Genomic DNA, 16,717 nt, shown 5'->3' on the forward strand with positions numbered 1-16,717 from the left:
TGCCGTTGGGGAATATGTGCCCCCGAAATGAGGCACATAAGGAACTGACCCGTGGGGATTGTGAGAGTTTTAGATCGATCTGTTATATAGGCTGTGAGATCAAGCGCCGCCGATCTCAAACTTGGATTATCGACCGCGAATCAACCGGCGCAATGCAAACCGGTTCGGATGGCATGCTTCTGCCACCGCCCGAGGCACTGGCAACGGTTCGCCGCACACCCAGGCTGCGACCAGTTCGCCGCAGAGCGGCGCGGTGATCAACCCCCGCGACCCATGGCCGCTGTTCACATACAACCCATCCAGCCACGGGCAGGGTGTGTCTGGCACCTGGCGGGCATCCTTGGCCAGCACCGCATACGCCTCGGCGAACGCCTGGACATCCGCCACCGGCCCGACGATCGGCAGGTAGTCGGGGCTGGTGCAGCGAAACGCCGCCCGGCCTTGCAGCTGCGCAGGGTCAAGCTCAGCGCTGTGCAGCCGCCGCGCCAGGTCGGTGGAGATCTCGTCCAGCAGCGCCAGGTTGCCTTGGTGCTCGGCCGTGGTCGGGGTCAGGTCGTCGTTATGGAAGTCGAAGCTTGCGCCCAACGTGTGCTCGTCGCCCCGTGGCGGTGCCACGTAGCCCTCGGCGCAGACCACGGTGCGCAGCGCCCGGCTGGCCTCGGTGGCCGGCAGCCGGGTGATCTGCCCGCGAATGCGCTTGAGCGGCAGCGCGGCGCAGGCGTCGAAGCGGCGCACCTCGGCGGCGCCGGCCAGCACCACCACCGGTGCGCTGGCCAGCAAGTGTTCGCCGTCCCAGGCTTGCCATTGGCCCTTGACCTTGCGCAGCTCGATCACCTCGCGGTGCGTCAGCAAGCGGATGTTCGGGTGGCGCAACTGCGCCTGGCACAGCGCGGGTGGATGCACCCAGCCACCTTCGGGGTAGAACAGCCCGCCGGCCGGCAATGCCACGCCGGCCACGGCTTCGGCCTGGGCCTGGTCGAGTACCTGCAGCAGGCTGCTGTCGAAGGCTTCGGCCAGCTTGGCCTGGCGCTGGGCTTCCTGGTCGTCGAAGGCCAGCTGCAGTACACCGCAGGCGTCCCAGTCCTGGCCGGGCTGCAAGCGTTGCAGCCAGCGCCGGGTGTAGCCGAAGCCGGCGAGGATCATCTGCGACAGCGCCGTGCCGTGGGCCGAGAGCTTCAGGTACAGCACGCCCTGGGGGTTGCCCGAGGCTTCACGGGCCGGTGCGTCGTGGCGCTCCAGCACGCTGACCTGCCAACCTCGGGCGGCCAGGCTCGCGGCCGTGGCGCTACCGGCCAGGCCTGCGCCGATCACCAGGGCCTGGCGCGGGCCCTGGGGCAGGGCGGGGCGGGCGTACCAGGGCACGATGCCCGGAGGCAGCGGTTGCTCGGCCGGCCAACCTTGGAACGCGCCGTGCATCACCTCCCATTTCTTGCCGATACCGGGCACCTTGCGCATGGCAAAGCCGGCAGCGATCAGGGCGCGGCGTACCCAGCCGGTGGTGGTGAAGGTGGCGAGGGTGGTGCCCGGGCGGGAAAGCCGGGCCAGTTGCGCGAACAGCTCCGGCGTCCACATGTCGGGGTTCTTGGCCGGGGCGAAGCCGTCGAGGAACCAGGCATCGACTGGCGCATCGAGCTGGGGCAGCTGTTCGAGCACATCGCCGACCAGCAGGGTGAGGGTGACGCGACCGTCTTCGAAGCTGAACGGCTGGAAACCGCCATGTACCGCCACGTATTGCTCCAGCAGCGGCTGCCAATAGGGCGCCAGGTCCGGCCACAACTGCACGGCACGGGCCAGGTCGTCACGGGTCAGCGGGTATTTCTCGACGCTGACGAAGTGCAGGCGTGCTTCGGGGGGCGCGTGTTCGGCGAACAGCTGCCAGGCGCAGTAGAAGTTCATGCCGGTGCCAAAGCCCGTTTCGCCGATCACCAGGCAGGTGCCGGGCGCCAGGTTGGCGAAGCGTTCGCGCAGGCGGTTCTGCTCGAGGAACACATGCTCGGTTTCCTCCACGCCTTCATTTTTCGAGAAGTAGACGTCGTCGTACTGGCGCGAATGGGGGCGGCCCTGGTCGTCCCAGTCGATCTGGGCGTGGGTGATGTCAGGCATGGGTGGCTCGGGTTGCGGTGAAAGCGGCGATTTTAAGGCATCCATGGGTGTTTCGCCCAATCGCGGGGCAAGCCCGCTCCCACAGGGGGCCTGCTAATTCAATGCGTCATGTGCAGTTCTGTGGGAGATCACCCAGCCCTTCGGGTTGCGCTGTCGCGCAGAGCACAAGTGGCTAGCGTCGCCCCTGTGGGAGCGGGCTTGCCCCGCGATTTGGGCCTGAAGCCTGACGCGCAATCCGCTAGTCTTGCTTATCCAGTGAAGGAGCCAAGGCCACCATGTTCGAATCCGCCGAAATAGGACACAGCATCGACAAGGAGGCGTACGAAGCCGAAGTGCCCGCATTGCGCGAGGCGCTGCTCGAGGCCCAGTACGAACTCAAGCAGCAGGCGCGCTTTCCGGTGATCGTGCTGATCAACGGCATCGAAGGTGCCGGCAAGGGCGAAACGGTCAAGTTGCTCAACGAATGGATGGACCCGCGCCTGATCGAGGTGCGCACCTTCGACCAGCAGACCGACGAAGAACTGGCCCGCCCCCCGGCCTGGCGCTATTGGCGGGCCTTGCCGCCGAAGGGGCGGATGGGCGTGTTCTTCGGCAACTGGTACAGCCAGATGCTCCAGGGGCGGGTGCACGGCCTGTTCAAGGACGCCGTGCTCGACCAGGCCATCACCGGCGCCGAGCGCCTGGAGCAGATGCTCTGCGATGAAGGCGCGTTGATCATCAAGTTCTGGTTCCACCTGTCCAAGAAACAGATGAAGGCCCGGCTCAAAGCGCTCAAGGACGACCCGTTGCACAGCTGGCGCATCAGCCCGTTGGACTGGCAACAGTCGCAGACCTACGACCGTTTCGTGCGTTTCGGCGAGCGCGTGCTGCGCCGCACCAGCCGTGACTATGCGCCCTGGCACGTGATCGAGGGCGTTGACCCGTATTACCGCAGCCTGGCGGTGGGGCGCATTCTGCTGGAGAGCCTGCAGGCCGCGCTGGCCAGCGCACCGAGCACCAAGCACCTGGGCAACGTCGCCCCGCTGGGCCGCAGCATCGACCAGAAGAGCCTGCTCGGTGCCCTGGACCTGAGCCGGCGCCTGGACAAGGCCGACTACCAGGAGCAACTGGTGACCGAGCAGGCGCGCCTGGCCGGCCTGCTGCGCCACAAGCAGATGCGTCGGCACGCCCTGGTGGCGGTGTTCGAGGGCAACGACGCGGCAGGCAAGGGTGGGGCGATCCGCCGCGTGGCGGCCGCGCTCGACCCCCGTCAGTACCGCATCGTACCGGTGGCCGCGCCCACCGAGGAGGAGCGCGCACAGCCGTACCTATGGCGTTTCTGGCGACATATCCCGGCGCGCGGCAAGTTCACCATCTTCGACCGCTCCTGGTATGGCCGGGTGCTGGTGGAGCGGGTCGAGGGGTTCTGCACGCCAGCCGACTGGATGCGTGCTTATGGCGAGATCAACGACTTCGAGGAACAGCTGACCAGTGCCGGCGTGGTGGTGGTCAAGTTCTGGCTGGCGATCGACCCGCAGACCCAGCTGGAGCGCTTCGAGGAGCGCGAGCAGATCCCCTTCAAGCGCTACAAGATCACCGAGGAAGACTGGCGCAACCGCGACAAGTGGGAGGTGTATGCCGAGGCGGTGGGGGACATGGTCGACCGCACCAGCACCGAGATCGCGCCGTGGACGCTGGTAGAAGCCAATGACAAGCGCTGGGCGAGGGTGAAGGTGCTCAGGACGATCAACCAGGCGCTGGAGGCGGCGTTCGCCAAAGACAAGAAGTGAGGCGTTGACTGGGCTGGCCCCTGTAGGAGCGGGCTTGTCCCGCGATTGGGCCGACCCCGATATCACCGTCGTCTGGCAAAGGCGTTGCCCTTGATCGCGGGACAAGCCCGCTCCCACAGGGGAATGCACCGGTTGCCTGGGCCGGCACAGGCACCCATGCCTTCCCGGAATAACCCGATGAATTATTTTCCCACCACTTTTCCCCAGCCCGGTACTCCAAACCTCGTAGAATTTCCACACCCTTGCCATGGGCCTGATTCGAGGACGCTATGCACATTTCTTCCGGACGCTGGGTCTACGGCCTGTTCCTGGCACTTCTGACCGCGCTGCTCTGGGGCATCCTGCCGATCAAGCTCAAGCAGGTGTTGCAGGTAATGGACCCGGTGACTGTCACCTGGTACCGCCTGCTGGTCTCCGGCGGCCTGCTGTTCGCCTGGCTGGCGGCCAACCGGCGCCTGCCCGCGTTCGACAAGCTCGGGCGCAAGGGCTATGGCCTGGTGGCGGTGGCCGTGTGCGGCTTGGTGGGCAACTACGTGTTGTACCTGGTCGGGCTCAACCTGCTCAGCCCCGGTACCGCGCAACTGGTGGTGCAGCTCGGCCCGGTACTGCTGCTGGTGGCCAGCGTGTTCGTGTTCAAGGAGCGCTTCAGCCTGGGGCAGGGCCTGGGGCTGCTGGTACTGCTGGCCGGTTTCGGCCTGTTTTTCAACCAGCGCCTGGAAGAGCTGCTGACCTCGCTGGGCACCTACACCACTGGCGTGCTGACCATCATCCTGGCCACCAGTATCTGGGTGTTCTATGCCTTGAGCCAGAAGCAACTGCTGACGGTGTGGCATTCGCAGCAGGTGATGATGGTGATCTACCTGTGCTGCGCCGTGCTGCTCACGCCCTGGGTGCATCCGCTGGAAGCGTTGCAGTTGAGCCCATTGCAGGGATGGTTGCTGCTGGCGTGCTGCCTCAACACCCTGGTGGCCTATGGCGCCTTCGCCGAGGCACTGGCCCATTGGGAGGCCTCGCGGGTGAGCGCGACCCTGGCGTTGACGCCGCTGGTGACCTTCGTCGCGGTGGCACTGGCGGCCTGGTTGTGGCCGGCGTATGTGCATGCCGAGGACATCAATGCCCTGGGGTATGTAGGGGCCGTGACGGTGGTACTGGGCTCGGCGCTGGTGGCCCTGGGGCCCTCGCTGGTGGCCGGCTGGCGCGCGCGACGGGCCAGAATGCGCGCACGCGCCCTTTTATAGGAGCGGCCTTGTGCCGCGATCGGGCGCGAAGCGGCCGTAAACCCTGCGACCGCGTTCTGCCAGGTGTGCCGTGCAAGCAGGCTCTACGGCCGCTTCGCGCCCGATCGCGGCACAAGGCCGCTCCTACAGGGGGCGTGCGCGTATTTGAGGGTTAGCCTTTGGCCCCCGGAGCCAGCATGTTCTCCGGCCTCACCCACTGGTCGAATTGCTCGTTGGTCAGGTACTTCAGCTCCAGGCCGGCTGGCCAGAATGCGCGCACGCGCTCTCTTGTAGGAGCGGCCTTGTGCCGCGATCGGGCGCGAAGCGGCCGTAAACCCTGCGACCGCGTTCTGCCAGGTGTGCCGTGCAAGCAGGCTCTACGGCCGCTTCGCGTCCGATCGCGGCACAAGGCCGCTGGGGGCGTGCGCGTATTTGAGGGTTAGCCTTTGGTCCCCGGAGCCAGCATGTTCTCCGGCCTCACCCACTGGTCGAATTGCTCGTTGGTCAGGTACTTCAGCTCCAGCGCCGCCTCACGCAGCGTCTTGCCTTCGCCATAGGCCTTCTTGGCGATCTCCGCGGCCTTGTCGTAGCCGATGTGCGGGTTCAGCGCCGTCACCAGCATCAGCCCCCGCTCCAGGTGCGCGGCCATCTGCTCGGCGTCCGGCTCGATGCCCGCCACGCAGTGCTGCTGGAAGTTGTGGCAGCCATCGGCCAGCAGCTCGATCGACTGCAGCAGGTTATGAATGATCACCGGCTTGAACACGTTCAGTTGCAAGTGCCCCTGGCTGGCAGCAAAGCCGATGGCGGCATCGTTGCCCAGCACTTGGCAGGCCAGCATCGACAGCGCCTCGCACTGGGTCGGGTTGACCTTGCCCGGCATGATCGAGCTGCCCGGCTCGTTGGCCGGCAGGCGTACCTCCGCCAGCCCCGCCCGGGGCCCCGAGCCGAGCAGGCGTAGGTCGTTGGCGATCTTCATCAGGGCCACGGCGAGGGTCTTGAGGGCACCGGCCAGGGTGGTCAGCGGCTCATGGCCGGCGAGGGCGGCGAACTTGTTCGGTGCGGTGACGAAGGGCAGGCCCGACAGCGCCGCCAGCTCCGCGGCGATGGCCTCGGCGAACCCGTGCGGGGCATTCAGGCCCGTGCCCACTGCAGTCCCGCCCTGGGCCAGTTCGCACACCGCCGGCAGGCTGACGCGGATCGCCCGCTGGGCGTAGTCGAGCTGGGCGACGAACGCCGACAGCTCCTGGCCGAAGGTGATGGGGGTGGCGTCCATCATGTGGGTGCGGCCGGTCTTGACCAGGTGCTGGTGGCGCGCCGACAGCTCCGCCAGCCCCGCCGACAACTCGGCGATCGCCGGCAGCAGCTTGTGGTGCACCGCCTGGGCGGCGGCGATGTGCATGGCGGTAGGGAAGCAGTCGTTGGAGCTCTGGGAGCGGTTGACGTGGTCGTTCGGGTGCACCGGCGCCTTGCCGCCACGGCCCTTGCCGGCCAGCTCGTTGGCGCGGCCGGCGATCACCTCGTTGACGTTCATGTTGCTCTGGGTGCCGCTGCCGGTCTGCCAGACGACGAGCGGGAACTGGTCGTCATGTTCACCGGCGAGCACTTCGTCGGCAGCCTGCTCGATGAGCCGGGCGATATCCGCCGGCAGGTCGCCGTTGCGGTCGTTGACGCGCGCGGCGGCCTTCTTGACCAGGGCCAGGGCGTGCAGCACGGCCAGGGGCATGCGCTCCTTGCCGATGGCGAAGTTGATCAGCGAACGCTGGGTTTGCGCGCCCCAGTAGGCGTCCTCTGGAACTTCGACCGGGCCCAGGCTGTCTGTCTCGATACGGCTCATACTGCGTTCACTCCTTTGTCAGTCCGAAACCGCAGTTTAGGCCCTGAATCGACAGAGCGGTTCCGTCGCTCGTCGCGCCACTTGAGCACTGTGCCCGCTGCGGCGCAGAATGCTCTTCTCTGAGGTAACCCCTCCCTCTCTTGAAGGAAATGCAATGACCCGTCTCCGTGCCCTTTGCGCCGCCGCCGCCGTTACCCTGGCCTTCGCCAGTGGCCAGGTCCTGGCCGCCACCGCCAGCCACAACGCCGCCGCGGAAAAATTCCTGACCCTGGCCAACGCCGACAAGCTGGGCACCCCGGTCTACATGCAGGTCCAGCAGATGTTCGCCCAGCGCTTCGCCCAGACCAAGGCGCCGACCTCCAAGCAAGCCGTGCTGGAGAGCTACCAGGCCAAGGCCAACGCCGCCCTGGACAACGCCATCGGCTGGAACAAGATCAAGCCGGACATGGTCAAGCTGTACACCGACACCTTCACCGAGGCCGAGCTCAAGGACCTGGTCAAGTTCTACGAGTCGCCGCTGGGCCGCAAGGTCATGCGCGAGATGCCCAAGGTCACCCAGCAGTCGGCCCAGATGACCCAGGCCAAGCTCGAGCCTGCGGTGCCTGTGGTCAACAAGCTGCTCGACGACATGACCAAGGAACTGGACCCCAACGCCGGCAAGGCCGCACCCGCGAAGAAGTGAGTAACGCCCGATGAGCATGCAGCAACGCATCGAACAGCAGCTGGCGCCGCTGGCCACGCAGCACCTTGAAGTGCACAACGAAAGCCACATGCACAGCCGTGGCCAGGAGACCCACTACAAGGCGGTGCTGGTCAGCGAGCAGTTCGCCGGGTTGAACAGCGTCAAGCGCCACCAGAAGGTCTACGCCACCATGGGTGAGCTGATGGGGCAGATCCATGCCCTGGCCATCCACACCTACACCCCGGAGGAATGGGCGGCGGTCGGCTCAGCGCCGGCCTCGCCGGTGTGCGCGGGCGGCGGGCACTGAATCCTTTTCGGTATTCTGGTAGACTTCGTCGTCATTGGGGCCGCGTTGCGGCCCGTTCGCGGGACAAGCCCGCTCCTACAGGTACAGCGCCGCTGTCAAGGTGGCGCTGGTCCTGTAGGAGCGGGCTTGCCCCGCGATTGCATTTCTGAAAACGGTAATTTGTCATCCGGTCCGCCCTTTGCGAGGGCGACCACCTGGAGAATCGATTCATGACCCAAGCTATCGTCGTGGCGGCGTTGTACAAGTTCGTCACCCTGGAAGACTACGTCGAGCTGCGCGAGCCGCTGCTCAAGACCATGGTCGACAACGGCGTCAAAGGCACTTTGCTGCTGGCCCTCGAAGGCATCAACGGCACCGTCTCGGGCACCCGTGAAGGCATCGATGGCCTGCTCGCCTGGCTGCGCAGCGACCCGCGCCTGGTGGACATCGACCACAAGGAATCCTACTGCGACGAGCAGCCGTTCTACCGCACCAAGGTCAAGCTCAAGAAAGAGATCGTCACCCTGGGCGTGCCGGGCGTGGACCCGAACCACAAGGTCGGCACCTACGTCGAGCCCAAGGACTGGAACGCCCTGATCAGCGACCCCGAGGTGCTGCTGATCGACACCCGCAACGACTACGAAGTGGCCATCGGCACCTTCAAGGGCGCCATCGACCCCAAGACCGAGACCTTCCGCCAGTTCCCCGACTACATCAAGGCCAACTTCGACCCCAGCCGGCACAAGAAGGTTGCGATGTTCTGCACCGGCGGTATCCGCTGTGAAAAAGCCTCCAGCTACATGCTCGGTGAAGGCTTCGAGGAGGTCTATCATCTTAAGGGCGGCATCCTGAAATACTTCGAGGAAGTGCCTCAGGAAGAAAGCCTCTGGGACGGCGACTGCTTCGTCTTCGACAACCGGGTCACGGTGCGCCATGACCTGACCGAGGGCGAGTACGACCAGTGCCATGCCTGCCGCCACCCGATCAGCGTGGAGGACCGTGCGTCCGAGCACTATTCGCCAGGCATCAGCTGCCCGCATTGCTGGGACAGCCTGAGCGAGAAGACCCGGCGCAGCGCCATCGACCGGCAGAAGCAGATCGAGCTGGCCAAGGCGCGCAACCTGCCTCACCCGATCGGTTACAACTACAAAGCCGAGGCCTGACTGCATGTCCGCACGCCTGCTGTATGTGATGGACCCGATGTGCTCCTGGTGCTGGGGCTTCGCCCCGGTCGCTGAGGCGCTGATCGCCCAGGCCCGTACGGCCGGCGTGCCGGCGCGCCTGGTGCCCGGCGGGCTGCGCTCGGGCAGCAGTGCCCTGGACGCCTCGACCCGCCGCTACATCCTCGAGCACTGGCAGGCGGTCGCCGAGGCCACCGGCCAGGCCTTCCGCTTCGAAGGCGCCATGCCCGATGGCTTCGTCTACGACACCGAGCCTGCCTGCCGCGCCCTGGTGGCGGCCCGCGAGCTCGATGCCGAGCGTGCCTGGCCATTGCTGGCAGCGATACAGCGGGCCTTCTACGAGCAGGGCGTGGATGTCACCCGGGCCCCGCAGCTGGTGGAATTGGCCGAACAGGTCGGTTTCGACCGTGCACGTTTCGCCGAAGCGTTCTCCAGCCCCGATACCCGTACCGCCACCGCAGCCGACTTCAGTTGGGTGCAAGACCTCGGTATCGCCGGCTTCCCGACCCTGCTGGCCGAGCGCAATGGCCAGCTGGCCCTGCTGACCAACGGCTACCAGCCGCTGGAGCGCCTGCAACCCTTGCTCGGCCGTTGGCTGCAGCAGGCCGCCTGTGCTTGACCTGCCGGGGTCGTCCGACCCTGTGCCGGGGAAGGCCCCCGCTGTGCCCGATCGCTTGAGCTGGGCGGAAATCCGCCGCCTGGCCCTGCACCACAAGAAAGCCCTGTGGACTGCCAACCTGGTGGCCGTGCTCGCCGCCCTGTGCAGCGTGCCGATCCCGTTGCTGCTGCCGTTGCTGGTGGACGAAGTGCTGCTGGGCCATGGCGACGCCGCGCTCAAGTGGATGAACCACTTCCTGCCCGGCAGCTGGCAGGTGGCGGCCGGCTACATCGGCCTGATGCTGTTCGCCACCCTCGGCCTGCGCCTGGCCGCGCTGGCCTTCAACGTGGTCCAGGCCAAGCTGTTCGCGGGCCTGGCCAAGGACATCGTGTACCGTTTGCGCATCCGCCTGATCGAGCGGCTCAAGCGGATCTCCCTCAAGGAGTACGAAAGCCTGGGCAGCGGAACGGTGACCACGCACCTGGTCACCGACCTGGACACCCTGGACAAATTCGTCGGCGAGACTCTGAGCCGCTTCCTGGTGGCCGTGCTCACCCTCACCGGCACGGCCGCCATCCTGATCTGGATGCACTGGCAGCTGGCCATGCTGATCCTGCTGTTCAACCCGCTGGTGATCTACTTCACCGTGCAACTGGGCAAGCGGGTCAAGCACCTGAAGAAGCTGGAGAACGACAGCACCGCACGCTTCACCCAAGCCCTGGCCGAAACCCTGGACGCCATCCAGGAGGTGCGCGCCGGCAACCGCCAGGGCTATTTCCTCGGCCGCCTGGGCCTGCGGGCCCGTGAGGTGCGCGACTATGCCGTGGCCTCGCAGTGGAAGAGCGACGCCAGCGGCCGTGCCAGCGGGCTGTTGTTCCAGTTCGGTATCGATATCTTCCGCGCCGCGGCCATGCTCACGGTGCTGTTCTCCGACTTGTCCATCGGCCAGATGCTGGCGGTGTTCAGCTATCTGTGGTTCATGATCGGGCCGGTGGAGCAGTTGCTCAACCTGCAATATGCCTACTACGCCGCCGGCGGCGCCCTGAGCCGGCTCAACGAGCTGCTGGCGCGGGCCGACGAACCCCAGTACCCGGCGGCCGTCGACCCCTTCGCCGGGCGCGACACGGTCGGCATCGAGGTGCGTGACCTGCGTTTCGCCTATGCCGAGGAGCCGGTGCTGGAGCACCTGGACCTGTCCATCGCCGCCGGCGAGAAGGTGGCGATCGTGGGGGCCAGCGGCGGTGGCAAGAGCACCCTTGTGCAGCTGCTGCTGGGCCTGTACAGCGCCCAGGCCGGTACCATCCGCTTCGGCGGTGCGAGCCTCCAGGAAATCGGCTACGAGACCCTGCGCGAGAACGTCGCGGTGGTACTGCAGCACCCCTCGCTGTTCAACGACAGCGTGCGCGCCAACCTCACCCTGGGCCGCGACTGCAGCGACGAGGCCTGCTGGCAAGCCCTGCGCATCGCCCAGCTGGATGCCACCATCGCCGCCTTGCCCCAGGGCCTGGACAGCGTGGTGGGGCGCTCCGGCGTGCGCCTGTCGGGCGGCCAGCGCCAGCGCCTGGCGATCGCCCGGATGATCCTGGCCGAGCCCAAGGTGGTGATCCTCGACGAAGCCACCTCGGCCCTGGACGCCGCTACCGAGTACAACCTGCACCAGGCCATGGCGCGTTTCCTGAGCGGGCGTACCACCTTGATCATCGCCCACCGCTTGTCTGCGGTTAAACAGGCGGACCGGGTGCTGGTGTTCGACGGTGGGCATGTGGCCGAAGATGGCGACCACCAGCAACTGATCGCCGAGGGTGGGCTGTATGCCAAGCTATATGGGCACTTGCAGCAAACCTGACGGTTTCGCGGGGTTGGCCGGGCTCGATATCGCCGTCGCCTGGCAAGGGCTTCGCCCTTGATCGCGGGGCAAGCCCGCTCCTACAAGAATCTGCAATACATCCCCCTGTGGGAGCGGGCTTGCCCCGCGATTGGGCCGAGTAATGGCCTAAAATACCCGTCGAATCCCTGGCAAATGGCCTACGCTGTGCTTGTCTGGGTCGTCATGCGCCTTCCTGCCTCGGTGACAAGGATTACATGAAGGGAAATCGGACTCTCGAAGCGCCGAAGTTGCTGGGCATCACCTGGCCGTTCGTCGCTGTTGTGATTTTCCAGGTGCTGCTGGGCAGCATGAGCCTTTATGCCATGTCCGCCGTGCGCGCCTATGTCGCGGGCGAAAGCTTGTGGTCCAAAGCCCAGAAGGACGCCATCTACTACCTCAGCCTGTATGCCGACACCCGCGACGAGCGTACCTACCAGCGCTACCTGCGGGCCACCGAGGTGCCCAAGGGCGACCGCGAGTTGCGCCTGGCGCTGGACCCGTCCAACCCGGACGTGGAGGCCGCGCGCAAGGGCATCCTGCAAGGCGGCAACCACCCCGACGACGTCGCCCGGATCATCTGGTTCTATCGCAACTTTCGCCACATCAGCTACATGGAAACGGCCATCGCCTACTGGGACATCGGCGACGAGTACCTGCGCCAGCTGGACGTGGTGGCCAACGAAATGCGTGCAGGTTTCACCCAGGGCCAGGTCACCCCGGCGCAAGTCAACGCCTGGCGAGCCCGCATCGTTGCCATCAATGAAGGCGTGACACCGGCCGCCAGGGCCTTCAGCGATGCCCTGGGGGAAGGTTCGCGCATGCTGATGCGCGTGCTGCTGATCACCAACCTGGCCACGGCCTTGTTCCTGATCACCATTGCCTGGCGCCGTTCGAGCAAGCTGCTGGGCCAGCGCCAAGCCTTCGCCCAAGCCTTGCAGGCCGAGCGCGAGCGCGCGCAGATCACCTTGCAGTCGATCGGCGATGCGGTGATCACCACGGACGTCGACGGCCTCATCGTCTACATGAACCCCGCTGCCGAACTGCTCACTCACTGGCCGGCCGGCCAGGCCCAGGGGATGCCCCTGGCGGCGTTGTTCAGCCTGGTGGACGAGCATGCCGAGCATGACAACCGTACCCTGGTCGAGCAGGTGCTCAGTGGCAGCCTCAAGGGCGGCTCCGAGCATGCCCGGCTGATCCAGCGCCTGGATGGCAGCACGGTGTCGATCAACCTGGTGGGTTCGCCGATCTACAGCGACAACCAGGTGACTGGCCTGGTGCTGGCGCTGCACGACATGACCCAGGAACGCCAGTACATCGCCAACCTGTCCTGGCAGGCGACCCACGATGCCTTGACCGGCCTCGCCAACCGCCGCGAGTTCGAATACCGCCTGGAACAGGCGCTCAACGGCCTGACCCGCCAGGCCGGGCGGCATTCATTGATGTTCCTGGACCTGGACCAGTTCAAACTGGTCAACGACACCAGTGGCCATGCCGCCGGCGATGAGCTGTTGCGGCACATCTGTGCGGTGCTGCAGGCAGGCCTGCGCGAAGGCGACACCCTGGCGCGCCTGGGCGGCGACGAATTCGGCGTGTTGCTGGAAAACTGCCCGCCGGAGCAAGCCGAGCGTATCGCCGAGCAGCTGCGCCAGGCCGTGCAGACCCTGCACTTCGTGTGGAAGGCGCGACCCTTCGTCACCACCGTGAGCATCGGCCTTGTGCACATCGCCCAGCCGGCCGGCACCCTGGAAGCATCCCTGCGCGCCGCCGACATGGCCTGCTACATGGCCAAGGAGAAGGGGCGCAACCGGGTGCAGGTGTACCACCCCGACGACAGCGAACTGTCGCTGCGCTTCGGCGAAATGGCCTGGATCCAGCGCCTGCATGTGGCCCTGGAGGAAAACCGTTTCTGCCTGTATGCCCAGGAAATCGCCCCGCTGACCGCCATCGAGGGGCCGGGGCATCTGGAGATCCTGCTGCGCCTGCATGACGAAAGCGGCCGCACCATCCTGCCCAGCACGTTCATCCCTGCCGCCGAACGCTACGGCATGATGACCGCCCTGGACCGTTGGGTGGTGCGCAACGTGTTCCAGGTCATCCGCCAAAGCCTGGACGATGGCCGGGATGGCCCGCTGGCCATGTGCGCTATCAACCTGTCGGGCTCGAGCATCGGCGATGACAAGTTCCTGGAGTACCTGCAGCACCTGTTCGAGGAGTACCGCATACCGCCGCGGCTGGTCTGTTTCGAAATTACCGAGACCAGCGCTATCGCCAATCTCGGCAGTGCGATTCGCTTCATCAATGAATTGAAAGGCCTGGGCTGCAAGTTCTCCCTGGACGACTTCTGTGCCGGGATGTCGTCATTCGCGTACTTGAAACATCTGCCTGTAGACTTCCTGAAGATCGACGGAAGTTTCGTCAAAGACATGCTCGATGACCCGATTAACCGCGCCATGGTCGAGGTGATCAATCACATCGGCCATGTCATGGGCAAGCGGACCATCGCCGAGTTCGTCGAGACGCCGTTGATCGAGCAGGCGTTGCAGGAGATCGGCGTGGATTATGCCCAGGGTTACCTCATCGAGCGGCCGCAGGTGTTCACCTGCGACAGCCTACGACGCCAACGAATAGCCGCAAGGCCCCTGTTGCACCGGGCGCCTGGGACCTTTCGTTAAAAAAGGAGCCGTCCGGATGATCACATGATTCAAGGAGCTGGAAAGTGATTGATACATTCGTTCGGATCGGTCCTCTGATGGACCCTGCAAGTTACCCCGCCTGGGCCCAGCAACTGCTCGAAGACTGCCGTGAAAGCAAGCGGCGGGTGGTGGAACACGAGTTCTACCAGCGCCTGCGCGATGGTGAGCTCAAGCAGCACACCATCCGCCAGTACCTGATCGGTGGCTGGCCGGTGGTCGAGCAGTTCTCTCTGTACATGGCCCACAACATCACCAAGACCCGCTACGCCCGCCACCCCGGCGAGGACATGGCGCGGCGCTGGCTGATGCGCAACATCCGCGTCGAGCTCAACCATGCCGACTACTGGCTGCACTGGTGCCAGGCCCATGGCGTCAGCCTGGCCGACTTGCAGGCCCAGGACGTGCCGCCGGAGCTCAATGGCCTCAACGACTGGTGCTGGCGGGTGTGCGCCACCGAATCGTTGGCGCTGTCGATGGCGGCCACCAACTACGCCATCGAAGGCGCGACCGGTGAATGGGCGGCCCTGGTGTGCTCGACCGACACCTATGCCCAGGGCTTCCCTGACGCGATTCGCAAGCGGGCGATGAAGTGGCTGAAGTTGCATGCGCAGTACGATGATGCGCACCCCTGGGAGGCGCTGGAGATCATCTGCACGCTGGCCGGGGAGAACCCGACCCTGGGGCTCAGGAACGAGCTGCGCAGAACCATCTGCAAGAGCTATGACTGCATGTTCCTATTCCTGGAGCGGTGCATGCAGCTGGAGAATCGCCAGCAAGAGCGGATGAGGCCGGCACTGGCGGCCGGCTGACGGGCCCTATCGCGGGGCAAGCCCGCTCCCACAGGTACAGTGCCAACCCAAGGCCTGTACCGATCCTGTAGGAGCGGGCTTGTCCCGCGATTGCGTCAGCCCAGGCAGCCCTTTATTGAGCGTTGAACGCCTGCCCATTCACCCCGGCGCTGTCTGGCCCCATCAGGTACAGGTACACCGGCATGATCTCTTCGGGCAGCGGGTTGTTCTGCGGGTTTTCGCTCGGGTAGGCCTGGGCACGCATGGCCGTGCGGGTCGCACCTGGGTTGATGCTGTTGGCACGCACCGGCGCCACGCCTTCCAGCTCGTCGGCCAGGGTCTGCATCAGGCCCTCGGTGGCGAACTTCGACACCCCATAGGCACCCCAGTACGCCCGGCCCTTGCGCCCGACGCTGCTGGAGGTGAACACCACCGAGGCGTCTTCGGACAGCTTGAGCAGCGGCAGCAGCGTGCTGGTCAGCATGAAGGTGGCATTGACGTTGATGTGCATCACGCGCATGAAGTTGTCGCCCGAGAGCTGTTCCAGCGGCGTGCGCGGGCCGATGATCGAGGCGTTGTTGAGCAGCCCGTCGAGGCGGCCGAACTGGTCCTCGATCATCACCGCCAGCTCGTCGTACTGGTGGGGCAGGGCGGTTTCCAGGTTGAATGGAATCACCACCGGGGTCGGGTGGCCGGCGGCTTCGATCTGGTCGTAGACCTCGTTGAGATTGGCCTCGGTCTTGCCCAGCAGCAGCACCGTGGCGCCCAGGGCGGCATAGGCCTTGGCGGCGGCGGCACCGATGCCACGACCGGCACCGGTGACCAGGATGATCCGGCCTTTGAGCAGGTCGGGGCGGGCGGTGTAGTCGAACATGTCAGGTGTCCTTGTTCATGAATTTGCGCAAATCCTGTAGGAGCGGGCTTGCCCCGCGATGGCGTCGGATCAGGCAGTGAGGGCTGTCTGGCCTGACGTCATCGCGGGACAAGCCCGCTCCTACAGGATTTGCGGTGCCCAGGATTAGGGGATCAGCAGCCGCACAGCGCGCTGTCGATCACCTTGCGCAGGTCCAACGGGTGGTCCACCACCACGTCGGCACCCCAGTTGTTGGGGTTGTCCTGTGGATGAATATAGCCATAGCGCACCGCCGCCGTGCGGGTGCCGGCGTCGCGACCGGACTCGATGTCACGCAGGTCGTCGCCCACGAACAGGACGCTGGCCGGGTCCAGGTCGAGGGTCTTGCAGGCCAGGATCAGCGGCTCGGGGTCGGGCTTGCTGTTCTTGACGTGGTCCGGGCAGATCAGCAGGGCCGAGCGCTCGGCCAGGCCCAGGCGCTGCATGATGGGTTCGGCGAAACGTACCGGCTTGTTGGTCACCACGCCCCACAGCAGGTTGCCTTTCTCGATGTCCTCGAGCAGCTCGGCCATGCCGTCGAACAGCTTGCTGTGCACCGCGCAGTCGCGCTGGTAGCGCTCCAGGAACTCCAGGCGCAGGGCCTCGAAGCCTTCGGCGTCCGGGTCCATGGCGAAGGTGGCCGCGACCATGGCGCGTGCGCCGCCGGAGATCACGTCGCGGATGCGCTGGTCATCGATGGCCGGCAGGCCGCGGTCGGCCAGCATGCCCTGGCAGATGGCGATGAAGTCTGGCGCGGTGTCCAGCAGGGTGCCATCCATGTCGAAGAGTACGGCTCGCAAACGCATG

13 protein-coding genes are annotated in these 16,717 nt (G+C 65.7%); 9 read left to right on the plus strand and 4 right to left on the minus strand.

Annotated features, from left to right (window positions below; genetic code table 11):
* Positions 1 to 126: 126 nt before the first annotated feature.
* Entirely contained in the window at positions 127 to 2,103 is a 1,977-nt protein-coding gene (mnmC, locus tag K8374_RS06005; RefSeq protein WP_224458291.1) for a bifunctional tRNA (5-methylaminomethyl-2-thiouridine)(34)-methyltransferase MnmD/FAD-dependent 5-carboxymethylaminomethyl-2-thiouridine(34) oxidoreductase MnmC, read from the minus strand.
* Between the two features lie 275 nt (positions 2,104 to 2,378).
* Here mnmC and pap point away from each other — a divergent pair, with 275 nt between their 5' ends.
* Positions 2,379 to 3,872 carry a polyphosphate:AMP phosphotransferase gene (pap, locus tag K8374_RS06010; RefSeq protein WP_224458292.1) on the plus strand — a complete coding sequence of 498 codons (1,494 nt, stop codon included), beginning with the start codon at positions 2,379 to 2,381 and terminating at the stop codon, positions 3,870 to 3,872.
* Positions 3,873 to 4,141: 269 nt separating this feature from the next.
* On the plus strand, positions 4,142 to 5,110 hold the full coding sequence (locus K8374_RS06015; protein WP_224458293.1) for a DMT family transporter: 969 nt from the start codon (positions 4,142 to 4,144) through the stop codon (positions 5,108 to 5,110).
* 418 nt (positions 5,111 to 5,528) lie between these two features.
* Here K8374_RS06015 and K8374_RS06020 read toward each other — a convergent pair whose 3' ends face one another.
* Positions 5,529 to 6,923, minus strand: a complete 1,395-nt coding sequence (locus K8374_RS06020; protein ID WP_224458294.1) for a class II fumarate hydratase — start codon at positions 6,921 to 6,923, stop codon at positions 5,529 to 5,531.
* Positions 6,924 to 7,077: 154 nt separating this feature from the next.
* Here K8374_RS06020 and K8374_RS06025 point away from each other — a divergent pair, with 154 nt between their 5' ends.
* The 7 genes from K8374_RS06025 (at position 7,078) to K8374_RS06055 (ending at position 15,039) form a co-directional block, all read left to right on the plus strand.
* Entirely contained in the window at positions 7,078 to 7,605 is a 528-nt protein-coding gene (locus K8374_RS06025; RefSeq protein ID WP_084854902.1) for a DUF2059 domain-containing protein, read from the plus strand.
* A gap of 10 nt (positions 7,606 to 7,615) precedes the next feature.
* The gene (locus tag K8374_RS06030; protein WP_224458295.1) at positions 7,616 to 7,912 is read left to right on the plus strand and encodes a BolA family protein; all 297 of its coding nucleotides are present in this window, start codon (positions 7,616 to 7,618) and stop codon (positions 7,910 to 7,912) included.
* Positions 7,913 to 8,121: 209 nt separating this feature from the next.
* Entirely contained in the window at positions 8,122 to 9,054 is a 933-nt protein-coding gene (locus K8374_RS06035) for a rhodanese-related sulfurtransferase (RefSeq protein ID WP_224458296.1), read from the plus strand.
* Positions 9,055 to 9,058: 4 nt separating this feature from the next.
* The gene (locus K8374_RS06040; protein WP_224458297.1) at positions 9,059 to 9,691 is read left to right on the plus strand and encodes a DsbA family protein; all 633 of its coding nucleotides are present in this window, start codon (positions 9,059 to 9,061) and stop codon (positions 9,689 to 9,691) included.
* The gene (locus K8374_RS06045) at positions 9,684 to 11,516 is read left to right on the plus strand and encodes an ABC transporter ATP-binding protein (protein WP_224458298.1); all 1,833 of its coding nucleotides are present in this window, start codon (positions 9,684 to 9,686) and stop codon (positions 11,514 to 11,516) included. Before K8374_RS06040 ends, K8374_RS06045 begins: the two co-directional genes overlap by 8 nt.
* A 236-nt stretch (positions 11,517 to 11,752) precedes the next feature.
* Positions 11,753 to 14,209, plus strand: coding sequence for an EAL domain-containing protein (locus tag K8374_RS06050; RefSeq protein WP_224458299.1), 2,457 nt, complete (start codon positions 11,753 to 11,755; stop codon positions 14,207 to 14,209).
* Positions 14,210 to 14,253: 44 nt separating this feature from the next.
* The gene (locus tag K8374_RS06055) at positions 14,254 to 15,039 is read left to right on the plus strand and encodes a TenA family transcriptional regulator (protein ID WP_224458300.1); all 786 of its coding nucleotides are present in this window, start codon (positions 14,254 to 14,256) and stop codon (positions 15,037 to 15,039) included.
* A gap of 112 nt (positions 15,040 to 15,151) precedes the next feature.
* Here K8374_RS06055 and K8374_RS06060 read toward each other — a convergent pair whose 3' ends face one another.
* Together K8374_RS06060 and mupP are read right to left on the minus strand one after the other, a co-directional pair.
* Entirely contained in the window at positions 15,152 to 15,892 is a 741-nt protein-coding gene (locus tag K8374_RS06060) for a YciK family oxidoreductase (protein WP_224458301.1), read from the minus strand.
* Between the two features lie 152 nt (positions 15,893 to 16,044).
* A complete protein-coding gene (gene mupP / locus K8374_RS06065) occupies positions 16,045 to 16,716 on the minus strand; it encodes an N-acetylmuramic acid 6-phosphate phosphatase MupP (protein ID WP_224458302.1) in 672 nt (223 codons plus the stop codon).
* Position 16,717 lies beyond the last annotated feature (1 nt).

The sequence above is a fragment of the Pseudomonas sp. p1(2021b) genome, assembly GCF_020151015.1.
GTDB classification, from domain to species: Bacteria; Pseudomonadota; Gammaproteobacteria; order Pseudomonadales; family Pseudomonadaceae; genus Aquipseudomonas; species Aquipseudomonas putida_K.